At 59.8% G+C, this 13,090-nt stretch carries 16 protein-coding genes; 14 read left to right on the top strand and 2 right to left on the bottom strand.

What is annotated here, in order from left to right; genetic code table 11:
• Nucleotides 1-154: 154 nt before the first annotated feature.
• Genes AC8GFZ_RS15345 through AC8GFZ_RS15330 form a run of 4 tightly spaced genes read left to right on the top strand, consistent with a single transcriptional unit; the run spans nucleotide 155 to nucleotide 3,150 of the window.
• Entirely contained in the window at nucleotides 155-1,159 is a 1,005-nt protein-coding gene (locus tag AC8GFZ_RS15345) for an RluA family pseudouridine synthase (RefSeq protein ID WP_506645785.1), read from the top strand.
• Entirely contained in the window at nucleotides 1,131-1,799 is a 669-nt protein-coding gene (locus AC8GFZ_RS15340; protein WP_506645784.1) for an HAD family hydrolase, read from the top strand. The genes AC8GFZ_RS15345 and AC8GFZ_RS15340 overlap by 29 nt, the downstream gene beginning before the upstream one ends.
• Nucleotides 1,792-2,157, top strand: a complete 366-nt coding sequence (locus AC8GFZ_RS15335; protein ID WP_506645783.1) for a Rieske (2Fe-2S) protein — start codon at nucleotides 1,792-1,794, stop codon at nucleotides 2,155-2,157. The genes AC8GFZ_RS15340 and AC8GFZ_RS15335 overlap by 8 nt, the downstream gene beginning before the upstream one ends.
• A gap of 6 nt (nucleotides 2,158-2,163) precedes the next feature.
• Nucleotides 2,164-3,150 carry a S49 family peptidase gene (locus tag AC8GFZ_RS15330; protein ID WP_506645782.1) on the top strand — a complete coding sequence of 329 codons (987 nt, stop codon included), beginning with the start codon at nucleotides 2,164-2,166 and terminating at the stop codon, nucleotides 3,148-3,150.
• A gap of 5 nt (nucleotides 3,151-3,155) precedes the next feature.
• Here the strand turns inward: AC8GFZ_RS15330 and AC8GFZ_RS15325 are convergent, their stop codons facing one another.
• Both AC8GFZ_RS15325 and AC8GFZ_RS15320 read right to left on the bottom strand, forming a co-directional pair.
• Nucleotides 3,156-3,917 carry an SAM-dependent methyltransferase gene (locus AC8GFZ_RS15325; protein WP_506645781.1) on the bottom strand — a complete coding sequence of 254 codons (762 nt, stop codon included), beginning with the start codon at nucleotides 3,915-3,917 and terminating at the stop codon, nucleotides 3,156-3,158.
• Complete coding sequence (locus AC8GFZ_RS15320) at nucleotides 3,914-4,528, bottom strand: Maf family protein (RefSeq protein WP_506645780.1); 615 nt, start codon at nucleotides 4,526-4,528, stop codon at nucleotides 3,914-3,916. Before AC8GFZ_RS15320 ends, AC8GFZ_RS15325 begins: the two co-directional genes overlap by 4 nt.
• A gap of 25 nt (nucleotides 4,529-4,553) precedes the next feature.
• Between AC8GFZ_RS15320 and AC8GFZ_RS15315 the strand changes: the two genes are divergently transcribed.
• From AC8GFZ_RS15315 to AC8GFZ_RS15270, 10 genes are all read left to right on the top strand, one after another.
• Nucleotides 4,554-5,093, top strand: coding sequence for a YceD family protein (locus AC8GFZ_RS15315; RefSeq protein ID WP_506645779.1), 540 nt, complete (start codon nucleotides 4,554-4,556; stop codon nucleotides 5,091-5,093).
• A 122-nt stretch (nucleotides 5,094-5,215) separates the two neighbouring features.
• A complete protein-coding gene (rpmF, locus tag AC8GFZ_RS15310) occupies nucleotides 5,216-5,398 on the top strand; it encodes a 50S ribosomal protein L32 (protein ID WP_506645778.1) in 183 nt (60 codons plus the stop codon).
• 99 nt (nucleotides 5,399-5,497) lie between these two features.
• Entirely contained in the window at nucleotides 5,498-6,532 is a 1,035-nt protein-coding gene (gene plsX, locus AC8GFZ_RS15305; RefSeq protein WP_506645777.1) for a phosphate acyltransferase PlsX, read from the top strand.
• A gap of 9 nt (nucleotides 6,533-6,541) precedes the next feature.
• Complete coding sequence (locus tag AC8GFZ_RS15300; protein WP_506645776.1) at nucleotides 6,542-7,543, top strand: beta-ketoacyl-ACP synthase III; 1,002 nt, start codon at nucleotides 6,542-6,544, stop codon at nucleotides 7,541-7,543.
• A gap of 1 nt (nucleotide 7,544) precedes the next feature.
• Nucleotides 7,545-8,495 carry an ACP S-malonyltransferase gene (gene fabD / locus AC8GFZ_RS15295; RefSeq protein WP_506645775.1) on the top strand — a complete coding sequence of 317 codons (951 nt, stop codon included), beginning with the start codon at nucleotides 7,545-7,547 and terminating at the stop codon, nucleotides 8,493-8,495.
• Between the two features lie 5 nt (nucleotides 8,496-8,500).
• The gene (gene fabG / locus AC8GFZ_RS15290; RefSeq protein WP_506645774.1) at nucleotides 8,501-9,250 is read left to right on the top strand and encodes a 3-oxoacyl-ACP reductase FabG; all 750 of its coding nucleotides are present in this window, start codon (nucleotides 8,501-8,503) and stop codon (nucleotides 9,248-9,250) included.
• An 81-nt stretch (nucleotides 9,251-9,331) separates the two neighbouring features.
• The gene (gene acpP, locus AC8GFZ_RS15285; RefSeq protein ID WP_506645773.1) at nucleotides 9,332-9,571 is read left to right on the top strand and encodes an acyl carrier protein; all 240 of its coding nucleotides are present in this window, start codon (nucleotides 9,332-9,334) and stop codon (nucleotides 9,569-9,571) included.
• A gap of 18 nt (nucleotides 9,572-9,589) precedes the next feature.
• A complete protein-coding gene (gene fabF, locus AC8GFZ_RS15280) occupies nucleotides 9,590-10,834 on the top strand; it encodes a beta-ketoacyl-ACP synthase II (RefSeq protein ID WP_506645772.1) in 1,245 nt (414 codons plus the stop codon).
• A 15-nt stretch (nucleotides 10,835-10,849) separates the two neighbouring features.
• A complete protein-coding gene (locus AC8GFZ_RS15275) occupies nucleotides 10,850-11,314 on the top strand; it encodes a hypothetical protein (RefSeq protein ID WP_506645771.1) in 465 nt (154 codons plus the stop codon).
• Nucleotides 11,311-12,777, top strand: coding sequence for a DegQ family serine endoprotease (locus tag AC8GFZ_RS15270; RefSeq protein WP_506645770.1), 1,467 nt, complete (start codon nucleotides 11,311-11,313; stop codon nucleotides 12,775-12,777). The genes AC8GFZ_RS15275 and AC8GFZ_RS15270 overlap by 4 nt, the downstream gene beginning before the upstream one ends.
• Nucleotides 12,778-13,090: the final 313 nt, after the last annotated feature.

Raw genomic sequence — 13,090 nt, 5'->3', positions numbered from 1 at the left:
TTTTCAGTTCGTCGGCTTTACTTCGGGGTGCCTGTGCCATCCAGTTTCCATGGTTACTGGGTCTGTGGCAGGGGCCCCTTGGGGCATCGACCTCACCGCGGCTCTCGGACATGCTCTAATCTCACTGAAATCAAGCACTTGGAACAAACCGCTGGTGAACAACATTATAGGCACAGCCGACGCATCGGTATCGCCACAGGTCCAAACCCTGCGGGTCGATGAGGAATCGGCGGGTCAAAGGCTGGACAACTTTTTGATCCGCCACCTCAAAGGTGTGCCCAAAACCCACGTCTATCGCATCATCCGCTCGGGTGAAGTGCGGGTCAACAAAGGGCGCGCTGCGCCGGACACCCGCTTGGCCGCCGAAGACATGGTGCGCTTGCCCCCGGTCCGGGTATCCGCTCGGGTCTTGGAAAAAGCCCTGGCCACCGTGCCCGAGCGTGATTTTGACGTGATGCTCGAGGATGCCCACCTCATCGCGGTCAACAAACCCGCTGGCTTGGCGGTGCACGGCGGCAGTGGGGTGAGCTTTGGCGTGATTGAGCAAATTCGCCAGTCCATGCCCCATGCCAGTGAATTTGAGTTGGTTCACCGACTGGACCGGGAGACATCTGGCATTTTGTTGGTGGCCAAAAAGCGCAGTGCCTTGAAGCACTTGCAAACCCAATTTCGCGAACGCTCGACCGACAAAACCTATTTGGCCTTGGTGCGTGGGATTTGGCCGCAACGGCAAAAGGTGATTGACCTGCCTTTGCAAAAGTTTTTGCTGACCAACGGGGACGGCAGCGAAGGTGAACGCCGGGTGCGAGTCGTCGCGCCCAATGACCCGCAGGGTATGCGTGCCATCACCTTGGTCAGAGTGGCCCGCTTGTTGGGGGATTACACCTTGTTGGAGGTGACCATCAAAACGGGGCGCACCCACCAAATTCGCGTGCATTTGGCCAGCTTGGGCCACCCGATCTTGGGCGACGACAAGTACGGTGATTACGATTTGAACAAGGCCTTGCAAAAAACGGGGCTGCGGCGCATGTTTTTGCATGCCTGGAAGTTACAGTTCAGGCACCCGGCCAGCGGGGAACTGGTGGCCCTGAATGCGCCCTTGCCCCCCGAACTCCAAAGTTTCATTGACCATGTCGCTCCCCCGACCCCGCCAGTATGACCTGATCGCCTTTGACTGGGATGGCACCCTGTACGACTCGACGGCCTTGATCGTGCGCTGCATTCAAGAGGCGGTGCGCGATGTGGGCGGCACAGTGCCCGACGCGCAGGCGGCCGCTTACGTCATTGGCATGGCTTTGATGCCCGCCCTGGCCAAAGCCGCGCCGGATGTGCCGGTAGAAAAATACCCTTTGCTCAATGAAAGGTACCGCCACCATTACCTGGCCCGCCACGATGAATTGAGTTTGTTCGAGGGCGTGGTCCCGATGCTGCACAGTTTGCGTGAGCGTCACCACTGGGTGACTGTGGCCACCGGCAAAAGCCGCCAAGGCCTCAACCAGGCCTTGCAGGCGGTGGAAATCAAGGGCTTGTTTGATGGCTCGCGCACGGCCGACGAAACCGCCGGCAAGCCTGACCCCCTGATGCTGCACGAGTTGATGCGCGAATTTGGCGTGGCCCCTGAGCGCACCTTGATGATTGGCGACACCACCCATGACTTGGCCATGGCCCAGCATGCGGGTTGTGCCAGCCTGGGCGTGAGCTATGGCGCCCACGACCCCTCTGGGTTTGCCCATCACCAGCCATTGGCGGTGCTGCATTCGGTGGCTGAACTCCACGACTGGTTGATGCAGCATGCGTGAGTGGGTTGCCTTGTGCCAAAGCCGAGATGTGGCCGACGGCCAGTTGGCTGTGCCCTTTGATGTGGTTTACAACGGCCAATCGTGTCGGGCCTTTGCGGTTCGCTTTGAAGGGCAGGTGCAGGCCTACCTCAACCGCTGCAGCCATGTCGCGATGGAAATGGACTTTCAACCCAATCGCTTCTATGACGCCTCAGGGAAATGGTTGGTCTGTGCCACCCATGGGGCCACTTATTCACCCGCCACAGGGGAATGTTCTGGCGGGCCATGCCGAGGCAACTTGGTGAAAATTGCCACCCTGGAAAAGGACGGCGTGGTTCACTGGCATACTGAACACAATTTACAGCCTTTGATCTTTTGAGACCCCATGACTGACCTTCCCCAAGACAACCCCGCTCCCACCCAACCGCCGGCGACTGCGACCAACACCGTTTGGGAGCGTGCGGTGATGGAAAGCGTTGCCCTGGGCTACTTGAAAGAGCAGCGACGCGCCCGGCAGTGGCGCAATGCGTTGCGTTTGGCCTGGTTGGTTTTTTTGGTGGTGCTGTCTTGGGTGGTTTTGCACCGCGGTGCCAGCAGCACCAGCACCTCCACAGCGCACACAGCGGTGATCGAAATCAAAGGCGAGATCGATGCCGATGGCCTGGCCGGCTCCAGCGCCGTGGTCACCTCTTTGCGCTCGGCCTTTGAGGACGAGGGCTCGCAGGCGGTGGTGTTGTTGATCAACTCCCCCGGGGGCAGTCCGGTGCAGGCGGGCATCATCAATGATGAGATTTTGCGCTTGAAGAAAAAACACAACAAACCCGTTTATGCGGTGGTGGAAGAGTCATGTGCATCGGCGGCTTATTACATTGCGGTGGCGGCCGATCAAATTTATGTCGACAAGGCCAGCATCGTGGGCAGCATTGGCGTGCTGATGGATGGCTTTGGCTTCACCGGCTTGATGGACAAGCTGGGCATTGAGCGGCGCTTGATGACGGCGGGTGAAAACAAAGGCTTTTTAGACCCCTTCAGTGCCCAGACCAAAACCCAACGCGCCCATGCGCAAGCGATGCTGGACCAAATCCATCAGCAGTTCATTGGGGTGGTGCGCAAAGGCCGAGGCGATCGCCTGAAAGAGACCCCAGAACTATTCAGCGGTTTGTTTTGGAACGGTCAGCGGGCGGTTGAGTTGGGTTTGGCCGATGGCTTGGGCAGCTTGGACTATGTGGCCCGAGACATCGTCAAAGCCGAAGACTTGGTGGATTACACCCAACGCGATAACGTGGCCGAGCGCTTGGTCAAGCGTTTTGGCGCATCGGTGGGTGAGGGCATGGGGCGGGTGATGCGCTCGAGCTTGCCCAGCGTGCGCTAAGTCTTTCAAACCCCGATCGCAAAAACCGTCGGCACGTCTTTGGGTGGGGCACGGTTTTTTTGACGCCATGTCTGCACGGCATGGCATTCAACAGCGGCATTGGACAAGGTCAAGCCACTGGCCATGCAAACCCGCGTTTGAGCCTTCAGGTGGGTCATCAGGGCTTGCCAAATGGCGGGGTTGCGATAAGGCGTTTCAATGAAGATTTGGCTTTGACCGCTGCTGAGGGCGGTGTTTTCCAGTTGGCGCAAGCGCGCCTGGCGCTCACTGGCGTCTTGGGGCAAATAGCCGACAAAAGCGAAATTCTGACCATTGAGCCCACTCGCAGCCAAGGCCAGCAGCAAGGACACAGGGCCCACCAGGGGCACCACCGCCACCCCCAGATCATGCGCGGCACGCACCAGCGAACTGCCCGGGTCGGCAATGGCGGGCATCCCGGCTTCACTGAGCAAACCCATGTCGTGACCGGCCAGCGCTGGTGCGAGCAGGCTGCGCGCGTCAAACTCGCCACGGTGATCGCCCTTTTTATGCACCGCATGGGGCAGCTCTTGGATGTCAAGTTGCTGCAGGGGGTGGGTCAGAGGCACCAGTGCGTCAATGCGTTTGAGATAGGCGCGGGCGCTTTTGGAGTTTTCGCACACCCAATGGCCCAGTTGGGCGGCGGCCACCAGGGTGCCTTGGGGCAAAACGTCTTGCAAAGGGGTGGTGGATGCACAGCCAAAATCCAGCGGCGCGGGCACCAGCAGCAAGCGGCCTTTGGTGCTCATGCGGGCACCCGAATGCCCAGCTCGCGCAGCAATGCGCAGGTGCGCATCAAGGGCAGGCCAATCAAACTGGTGGGGTCATCGCTGTCAATGCGCTCTAGCAAGGCGATGCCCAAGCCCTCGCTTTTGGCGCTACCGGCGCAGTCGTAAGCCGGCTCGGCGCGCAAATAAGCACCGATATCGGTTTCGGTGAGGGTGCGAAACTGCACCTGTACGCTGGCCAAGGCGGCTTTGGCAAATTGACGATCCAAACAGACCACGGCCACCGCCGTTTGGAACACCACCGCCTGCCCGCTTTGCCGGCGCAATTGGGCCACGGCATTGGCGTGGTTGCCGGGTTTGCCCAAGGGTTCGCCATGCAGGTCGGCCACTTGGTCGGAGCCAATCACCACGGTGCCAGGGTGTTGAGCGGCCACCGCCTGGGCTTTGGCCATGGCCAGGCGCATGGCCAGATCGGCCGGGCGTTCGCCGGGTTGGGGGGTTTCGTCCACGCCCGGTGCACACACCTCAAATGCCAGGCCCAAACGCTGCAACAGCTCGCGCCGATAGGTCGAGGTGGACGCCAAGATCAATGGCAAGGGGTGGTCTGGGTCGGTGGCGAAGAAAGGGTGCATGCACCGATTCTCTTACACTGGATATATGTCCCACCCCCAGCGCATCCAATCTCTAGACATCTGGGCCCTGGCCCGATCGGGTGGGCTGATCGAGGGCGAGCAAGAGGTGGCTGAGCTGGCGCGCTTGCAATCGGCGTGCGCCGGCCAGGTCCCACAACCGGTGCGCTGGCGTTTACAGGGCTTGCTCAAGCCGGGCGCCGATGGCCACGATCAGCCTTGGATGGTTTTGCAAATCGATGCCGAACTGCCGCTTACTTGTGTGCGTTGTTTGCAACCCGTCCACCACGTTTTTCGCATCGAACGGGCGTTTCGCTTTGTGGCCGATGAAGCCACGGCCATGGCTGAGGACGAGGACAGTGAAGAGGATTTGTTGCCACTGAGCCCCCCCTTGGACGGCTTGAGCCTCATCGAGGACGAGCTGCTGATGGACATGCCTATCTTGCCCAAACACGACAATTGCCAAAGTGAGTATTTGCAAACAAGTGATGTGGGTGAGCCCGAAGAGAAGGCCAAACCTTTTGCTGCCATGGCCCAGTGGCGCAAGCCTTCCCCCCAGGGTGATTGACCGGGCTGTCAGGGGCCAATGGATCAGTTACAATGCCCGATTGATTTGATCGCGCCAACCAGGGTCTTGTGCTTGCACGGTCCGCGTCGCGAAGTTCACCAACCCGATATCAGGAGCCGATCATGGCTGTCCAGCAAAACAAAAAGTCACCTTCCAAGCGCGGCATGCACCGTTCGCACAATGCCCTGAACGTTCCGGGTTTGGCGGTTGAACCCACCACCGGTGAAACCCACTTGCGCCACCACATCAGCCCCAACGGTTTCTACCGTGGACGCCAGGTGATCAAGGCCAAGACAGAAGCCTGATCTTTCTCAGCCACCAAAGCCCGTTGTTCGCCTCAAAGCGCACGGGCTTTTGTATTTGACCCCCCCTTGTTTTGATGGCCCCCAGCCTGCCTTGATGCCATGATCACCTTGGCTGTGGATTGCATGGGTGGAGACCACGGGCCAACGGTCACTCTGGAAGCCTGCCGCCATTTTTTGACCGGCCATCCTGACGCCCATCTTCTGCTGGTCGGCCTGCCCCAAGCCTTGCAGCATTTCCAGCACCCCCGCGCCACCTTGGTCGCAGCCTCCGAGGTGGTGACCATGGAAGACCCCCTCGAAGTCGCCTTGCGGCGCAAAAAAGATTCCTCCATGCGCGTGGCCATCGAGCAGGTCCGCGACGGCAAAGCAGATGCGGCAGTTTCTGCCGGCAATACCGGTGCCTTGATGGCGATCGCCCGTTATGTGCTCAAAACCATGGAGGGCATAGACCGCCCCGCCATCGCAGGGCAGTTCCCCAATGCCAAGGGAGGCGCCACCACCATGCTGGACATGGGTGCCAATGTCGACTGCAGTCCCCAGCACTTATTGCAATTTGCTTTGATGGGTACTGCCTTGGTGTCTGTTCTCAATGGCGACGAAAATCCCACAGTTGGCTTGCTCAACATCGGCGAAGAAGACATCAAAGGTGGTGAAAACATCAGAAAAACCGCTGAATTGTTGCGATCTGCGGCTAAAAGTGGCGATTTAAATTATTACGGCAATGTCGAAGGTGATGATATTTTCCACGGCACGGTTGACATCGTGGTCTGCGATGGCTTTGTGGGCAACGTCGCCCTGAAAGCCAGCGAAGGCTTGGCCAGCATGGTCGGCGGTTTTCTGAAAAAGAGTTTTTCTGTCAATATCTTCACGAAAATTGCTGGCTTAATTGCTTATCCTGCGCTAACTGGCTTTAAACATCTGGTGGACCACCGGCGTCACAATGGCGCGGCTTTGCTGGGTTTGCGCGGTTTGGTGTTCAAAAGCCATGGTTCCGCAGACGCTTTGGCTTTTGAAGTGGCCTTGAGCCGTGCGTATGATGCCGCCCATCACCAACTGCTGGCGCGTGTAGAGCGCCGTTTGGCCCATGCAGCCCCCTTGTTGGCTGCTGCCATGGCAGCCGAAACCATCGCTTGATGCTTTGACATGACTGTTTATTCCCGCATTACCGGCACCGGCAGCTACCTGCCCCCACTCCGCTTGAGCAATGCCGATTTGGTGGCCCAACTGGCTGCCGATGGGGTGGAAAGCTCGGACGAGTGGATCGTCGAGCGCACTGGTATTCGGGCGCGTCATTTTGTGGCCGATGGTGTGTACAGCAGCGATTTGGCCTTTGAGGCCTGCAAAAACGCTTTGCAAGCCGCTGGCAAACGCCCGCAAGACATCGACCTCGTCATCGTTGCCACCTCCACGCCGGACATGGTGTTCCCCTCGACCGCTTGCATCTTGCAGCACAAGTTGGCGCAGCTTGACGCCGACGCTGCAGGCATTGCCGGTGCCCCTGCCTTTGATGTGCAAGCGGTATGCGCTGGTTTCATTTATGCGTTGAGCGTGGCCGACGCCATGATCCGCGCGGGCAACGCCCGCCGGGCTTTGGTGGTCGGCTCGGAAGTGTTTTCCCGTTTGCTCGATTTCAAAGACCGCACCACCTGCGTGTTGTTTGGCGATGGCGCGGGTGCGGTGGTGCTCGAAGCCTCGGACACCCCTGGCATTTTGGCCACCGACATCCATGCCGATGGCAAGCATGTGGGCCTGTTGTGCGTGCCCGGGCATGTGCAAAACGGCCAAATTTTGGGTGACCCGGTGCTGAAAATGGACGGCCAAGGCGTGTTCAAACTGGCGGTGGGCGTGCTCGAGGCCACGGCCCGCACGGTGCTGGACAAAGCTGGCTTGACGGAAGCCGACCTCGACTGGTTGGTGCCGCACCAAGCCAATATCCGCATCATCCAAAGCACCGCTAAAAAACTCAAACTTCCCATGGAAAAAGTCATTTTGACCGTGGCTGACCACGGCAACACCTCGGCCGCTTCCATTCCGCTGGCGCTGGACGCCGGTGTGCGTTCAGGGCAGATGAAGCCCGGCCAGTTGGTCATGCTCGAAGGTGTGGGTGGCGGTTTCGCTTGGGGTTCGGTACTTTTGCGCTATTGATATGACGACATTTGCTTTTGTATTTCCGGGTCAAGGTTCGCAGTCGGTGGGCATGCTTGACGCTTGGGGCGACCACCCCGTGGTGCGTGACACCCTGGCCGAGGCCAGCGCCGCGCTGGGCCAAGACTTGGGCGCACTCATCCACGCCGGGCCCAAAGAAGATTTGGCCCTCACCACCAACACCCAACCGGTGATGCTGGTCGCCGCTGTCGCCGCTTACCGCGTTTGGCGAGCCGCTGGCGGGGCAGCCCCTGCGTTTGTGGCGGGACATTCGCTGGGCGAGTACTCGGCACTGGTGGCCAGCGGCGTGCTGACATTGGCGCAGGCCGTGCCCTTGGTGCGGTTGCGTGCCCAAGCCATGCAAGAGGCGGTGCCGGTGGGCACCGGTGCCATGGCCGCGGTCTTGGGTTTGCCCTCCGATCAAGTCAACGCCATTTGCCAAGAAGCGCAAGCCAGCTTTGGTGCGGGCAGTGCCGAGGTGGTGCAAGCTGCCAACTTCAACGACCCCGGTCAAACCGTGATTTCGGGCAGCAAAGCCGGTGTGGACAAAGCCTGTGAACTGCTCAAAGCCGCGGGTGCCAAGCGCACCTTGCCGCTGCCGGTGTCTGCGCCGTTTCACTGCGCTTTAATGAAGCCTGCCGCCGATCGTTTGCGCGTGGCTTTGGCCGATGTGCCTTTGCAAGCGCCCACGGTGCCGGTCATCAACAACATCGATGTGGCCAGCCCCAGCAGCGCCGACGACATCCGCGACGCCCTGTACCGCCAAGCCTTTGGGCCGGTGCGCTGGGTCGAAGTGATCCGCGCGATGCAGCAACGCGGCGTCACCCATGTGGTGGAATGCGGCCCCGGCAAGGTGCTGGCCGGCATGACCCCGCGCATCGACGCCAATTTGCAAGCCGCCCCTTTGTACGACCCCGCCACCTTGGCGCAGGTCCAAGCCCTTCTTTCTTGAACCCCATGACCACGCCCGACACCTCCCCTCATATCGCTTTGGTCACCGGTGCCTCACGCGGCATTGGCGCCTCGATCGCACTCACTTTGGCGCAACACGGTTTCCACGTCACCGGCACCGCCACCACGCCCGAGGGCGCGGCCCGCATCAGCGAGCAGTTGTCGGCGTTTGCGGGCTGTCAAGGCGCTTGCCTGCAAGTCAACGACGCCGAGCAGGTGCAGGCTTTGGTGGATGGCATGGTCAAAGCCTCGGGCGGTTTGCATGTGCTGGTCAACAACGCTGGCATCACCCGCGACACCCTGGCCATGCGCATGAAAGACGACGATTGGGATGCAGTCATCGACACCAACCTCAAGGCGGTGTTCCGCTTGAGCCGCGCCGTCATGAAACCCATGATGAAGCAGCGTTATGGCCGCATCATCAACATCACCAGCGTGGTGGGCGCTTCAGGCAACCCCGGCCAAGCCAACTACGCCGCCGCCAAAGCGGGTGTGGCCGGCATGACCCGCGCCTTGGCGCGTGAGCTGGGCAGCCGCCACATCACCGTCAACTGCGTGGCACCCGGCTTCATCGACACCGATATGACCGCCGGTCTGCCGCCCGAACAACAACAAGCTTTGCTGGCCCAAATTCCTTTGGGCCATCTGGGGAAACCCGAGGATGTGGCCCACGCTGTGGCTTTTTTGGCCAGTGCGCAAGCGGGCTACGTGACTGGTCAAGAACTGCATGTGAACGGCGGAATGTTCATGGCCTGACAAAGGGCAAACCCTAGGAAAACAACCGGTGTGTCCGCACGGCTAAAATCGCGGACTTCTTCACAACCCTTTGAGGGACATATGAGCGATATCGAAGCACGCGTCAAAAAAATCATTGCCGAACAACTTGGCGTGGAAGAGTCACAGGTCACCAGCGAAAAAGCCTTTGTGGCCGATCTGGGTGCCGACTCCCTGGACACCGTGGAGTTGGTGATGGCATTGGAAGACGAGTTCGGCATCGAAATCCCCGATGAGGACGCTGAGAAGATCACCACCGTCCAAAACGCCATCGACTACGCCTTGACCCACCAAAAAGCCTGATCGATTGGAGCGCATGGCATGAGCCGACGTCGCGTCGTCGTCACTGGTTTGGGTTGCGTGTCCCCTGTGGGCAACTCGCCCACACAGGCTTGGGATAACCTGTTGGCCGGGCGATCAGGCATTGGCTTGATCTCTAAATTTGATACCGAGGGCTTTGCTTGCAAGATCGCAGGCGAGGTTCGCGGACTGGACCTGGACAGCTACATCAGCCCCAAAGAAGCGCGGGGAATGGACAGCTTCATTCACTTTGGCATCGTGGCCGCTTTGCAGGCCGTGGCCGATGCGGGCTTGCCCACCGGCGACGCCTTGGGCGAAGAGGAAGCCACCCGCATTGGTTGCGTGATTGGTTCCGGCATTGGCGGTTTGCCGCTGATCGAAAACACCCATGCCGAGTTGGTGGCCCGGGGTGCTCGGCGCATCTCTCCATTTTTTGTGCCGGCTTCGATCATCAACATGATCTCTGGCCATGTGTCCATTCGTTGCGGCTTCAAAGGCCCCAATTTGGCCGTGGTCACGGCTTGCACCACGGGTCTGCACAGCATTGGCGAAGCAGGTCGCCTGATTGAGTATGGCGACGCCGACGTCATGATTGCCGGTGGCTCTGAAGCCACCGTTTCACCCTTGGGTGTGGGTGGCTTTGCCGCCATGCGCGCCCTGTCCACACGCAATGACGATCCCCAAACCGCCTCGCGCCCCTGGGACCGCGACCGCGATGGCTTTGTGCTGGGCGAGGGGGCTGGCGTCATGGTGTTGGAGTCTTACGAGCACGCCAAAGCGCGAGGCGCGCGGATTTACGCCGAGCTCACCGGGTTTGGCATGAGCGCCGATGCCGGCCACATGACTGCCCCCAACATGGACGGCCCTCGCCGCGCCATGCTCAATGCGATGCGCAATGCGGGTATCAACCCGGATCAAATCCAATACCTCAATGCCCATGGCACCTCCACGCCTTTGGGTGACATCAACGAAACCCAAGCGGTGAAGGCGGCTTTGGGTGAACATGCTTTAAAGGTCACCATCAGCTCCACCAAGTCCATGACCGGCCATTTGCTGGGTGGTGCCGGTGGCATTGAAAGCGTGTTCACGGTGCTGGCCTTGCACCACCAAAGAATTCCGCCCACGATCAACTTGCACAACCCCGACCCTGACTGCGATTTGGACTATTGCGCCAACACCGCGCGCGACCTGCCCATACACATTGCCATGAAAAACAATTTTGGGTTTGGTGGCACCAATGGCACGTTGATCTTTCAACGCATTTGACAGGGCACTGAGCCCATGCGAGCAGCCCCACCGGTGTCGTACCCGATGGGGCCTTGTTTTTTTCAGCAAGCCTTGTATGCCGCGATCACCGTGTTGGCTATTGCGGTCTGGTGTGCGTGGTGCTGGAGCCAAACCGCACCCTGGGCCCAGGGTGCCGTGGCCGTGCTGTTGGGGGCTTGGGTGGTGTGGGCGCAGCGAGATACCCGTGTGCTTCCTGCCTGGTTGGTGTGGGATGGGGCGGCTTGGCGCTGGGAGACGCTGCAAGGCCAGGTCTGTGAAGGCCGCCTGGCGGTTCAATGGGATTGGCAACAGGTCTTGCTTTTGCGATTTGATCCCCCATCTGCGCAGAGCTTGGCGGAATGGTCAGCGCCGCGTTGGATCTGGTTGGCCCGTGGCCCCGAAGCTGAAGTGTGGGAAGACCTGCGGCGTGCTGTTCACGGCCCGCAGACAAAATTGGAAAATTCTGGAGAAATGCCATGATTGATTTGAAGCGAATTTCAAAACCCACCGCTTGGCTGATCGGCTGTGTATTGGGCTGGGCGGTTCTGTCGGCTGCTCCCGTGCACGCCCAGGGCATGCGTGGCTTGCCCGACTTCACCGAGTTGGTTGAACAGGTGGGTCCGTCGGTGGTCAATATCCGCACCCTGGAGAAGGCCACCAACCGCCAGTCCCAAGGCGGCAATGCCGACGAAGAAATGCAGGAGTTGTTTCGGCGCTTTTTCGGGCAGCCTTTCCCTGGCCAGCCCAACACACCGCGCCAGCAGCGACCCAATCGCCCCCAGCAAGAAGAGGAGCAGCCACGCGGTGTGGGCTCGGGCTTCATCTTGACGGCCGATGGCTTCATCATGACCAATGCCCATGTGGTGGAGGGCGCCGACCAAGTGCTTGTGACCTTGCCCGACAAGCGCGAGTTCAAGGCCCGCATCGTCGGCGTGGACAAACGCAGCGATGTGGCCGTGGTCAAGGTCGAGGCCACGGGTTTGCCGGTGGTCAAAATCGGCGACGTCAACCGCCTCAAAGTAGGCGAATGGGTCATGGCCATCGGCTCCCCCTTTGGCTTGGACAACTCGGTGACGGCCGGCATCGTCAGCGCCAAGCAGCGTGACACCGGCGACTACCTGCCCTTTATCCAAACCGATGTGGCCATCAACCCCGGCAATTCGGGTGGTCCCCTGATCAATATGCGCGGTGAGGTGGTGGGCATCAACAGCCAAATTTATTCGCGCTCCGGTGGTTTCATGGGCATCTCATTTGCCATACCCATTGACGAGGCGATTCGGGTCAGCGAGCAATTGCGCACCTTGGGCCGCGTGCAGCGTGGGCGCATCGGGGTGCAAATCGACCAAGTCAGCAAAGACGTGGCCGAGTCCCTGGGGCTGGCCAAGGCCCAGGGCGCGCTGGTGCGCAGCGTTGAGGCCGGGTCGCCCGCCGACAAGGCTGGTGTGGAGGCGGGTGACATCATCACCCGCTTTGAAGGCAAGCCCATCGAAAAATCAGCCGACTTGCCGCGCATGGTGGGCAGTGTCAAACCCGGCAGCAAAGCCAGCTTGACTGTTTGGCGCCGTGGCAGCAGCAAAGAGTTGCAGGTGGTTGTGGGCGAGGTCGAGCCCGACAAAACGGTGCAAAAGGCGGTGGCCCCCGCCGAAAAGCCACCCGCTTCCAATGCGGCGCAGTTCTTGGGATTTTCTGTGAGCGAGCTTTCAGACGCCCAGCGCCAAGAGTTGAAGTTGCGGGGTGGGGTGCGGGTGGAAACGGTGGCTGAGCCTGCCACACGGGCTGGTTTGCGCGAGGGAGATATTGTGATGGCCGTGGCCAACACCGAGATCAGGAACGTCAAAGAGTTTGAGGCCGTGCTGGCCCGGTTGGACAAGACCAAGCCTGTCGCCATCTTGTTGCGCCGGGGTGAGTGGGCCCAATACACCTTGATTCGGCCCCTGAAATGAACAGCCCCGGGCGCCCCGAAAGACCCCAAACCCCACTCTGGGTTGGGGGTTATCCGGGCGTTTGGTGGCGCGCCAAGAATATTTTTTTCACATCAAATCGACAAAAATAAGAAATCAATTTGGATACTGTTGTCATATAGGTCAAAAAAAGACCCCTTGAACACCGATCAAAACCATCATTCCCAGCGTTTAAAATCCACCATGCGAGATGTTGACACTGAGTCCACAGTTCGCCCACAAGTTGTTCAGCTAAATTACCCAGAGATTGTTGATATGTTGTGCATAACTTCCGTGTTGCTGGCTTGCAACGGGC

This window comes from Limnohabitans rimovensis (SeqCode), assembly GCF_965234775.1.
GTDB classification, from domain to species: Bacteria; Pseudomonadota; Gammaproteobacteria; order Burkholderiales; family Burkholderiaceae_C; genus Limnohabitans; species Limnohabitans rimovensis.
The sequence above is the reverse complement of the archived record's forward strand: the minus strand, read 5'-3'. Positions and strand labels throughout refer to the sequence as shown.

Excerpts from the sequence above, each read along its gene's own strand:
- AC8GFZ_RS15275 (WP_506645771.1), top strand. The coding sequence starts at position 10,850 with ATGCGAGCAGCCCCACCGGTGTCGTACCCGATGGGGCCTTGTTTTTTT.
- AC8GFZ_RS15335 (WP_506645783.1), top strand. The coding sequence starts at position 1,792 with ATGCGTGAGTGGGTTGCCTTGTGCCAAAGCCGAGATGTGGCCGACGGC.
- rpmF (WP_506645778.1), top strand. The coding sequence starts at position 5,216 with ATGGCTGTCCAGCAAAACAAAAAGTCACCTTCCAAGCGCGGCATGCAC.
- AC8GFZ_RS15300 (WP_506645776.1), top strand. The coding sequence starts at position 6,542 with ATGACTGTTTATTCCCGCATTACCGGCACCGGCAGCTACCTGCCCCCA.
- fabF (WP_506645772.1), top strand. The coding sequence starts at position 9,590 with ATGAGCCGACGTCGCGTCGTCGTCACTGGTTTGGGTTGCGTGTCCCCT.
- AC8GFZ_RS15340 (WP_506645784.1), top strand. The coding sequence starts at position 1,131 with ATGTCGCTCCCCCGACCCCGCCAGTATGACCTGATCGCCTTTGACTGG.
- AC8GFZ_RS15330 (WP_506645782.1), top strand. The coding sequence starts at position 2,164 with ATGACTGACCTTCCCCAAGACAACCCCGCTCCCACCCAACCGCCGGCG.
- acpP (WP_506645773.1), top strand. The coding sequence starts at position 9,332 with ATGAGCGATATCGAAGCACGCGTCAAAAAAATCATTGCCGAACAACTT.
- plsX (WP_506645777.1), top strand. The coding sequence starts at position 5,498 with ATGATCACCTTGGCTGTGGATTGCATGGGTGGAGACCACGGGCCAACG.
- AC8GFZ_RS15320 (WP_506645780.1), bottom strand. The coding sequence starts at position 4,528 with ATGCACCCTTTCTTCGCCACCGACCCAGACCACCCCTTGCCATTGATC.
- fabD (WP_506645775.1), top strand. The coding sequence starts at position 7,545 with ATGACGACATTTGCTTTTGTATTTCCGGGTCAAGGTTCGCAGTCGGTG.
- AC8GFZ_RS15315 (WP_506645779.1), top strand. The coding sequence starts at position 4,554 with ATGTCCCACCCCCAGCGCATCCAATCTCTAGACATCTGGGCCCTGGCC.
- AC8GFZ_RS15325 (WP_506645781.1), bottom strand. The coding sequence starts at position 3,917 with ATGAGCACCAAAGGCCGCTTGCTGCTGGTGCCCGCGCCGCTGGATTTT.
- AC8GFZ_RS15270 (WP_506645770.1), top strand. The coding sequence starts at position 11,311 with ATGATTGATTTGAAGCGAATTTCAAAACCCACCGCTTGGCTGATCGGC.
- fabG (WP_506645774.1), top strand. The coding sequence starts at position 8,501 with ATGACCACGCCCGACACCTCCCCTCATATCGCTTTGGTCACCGGTGCC.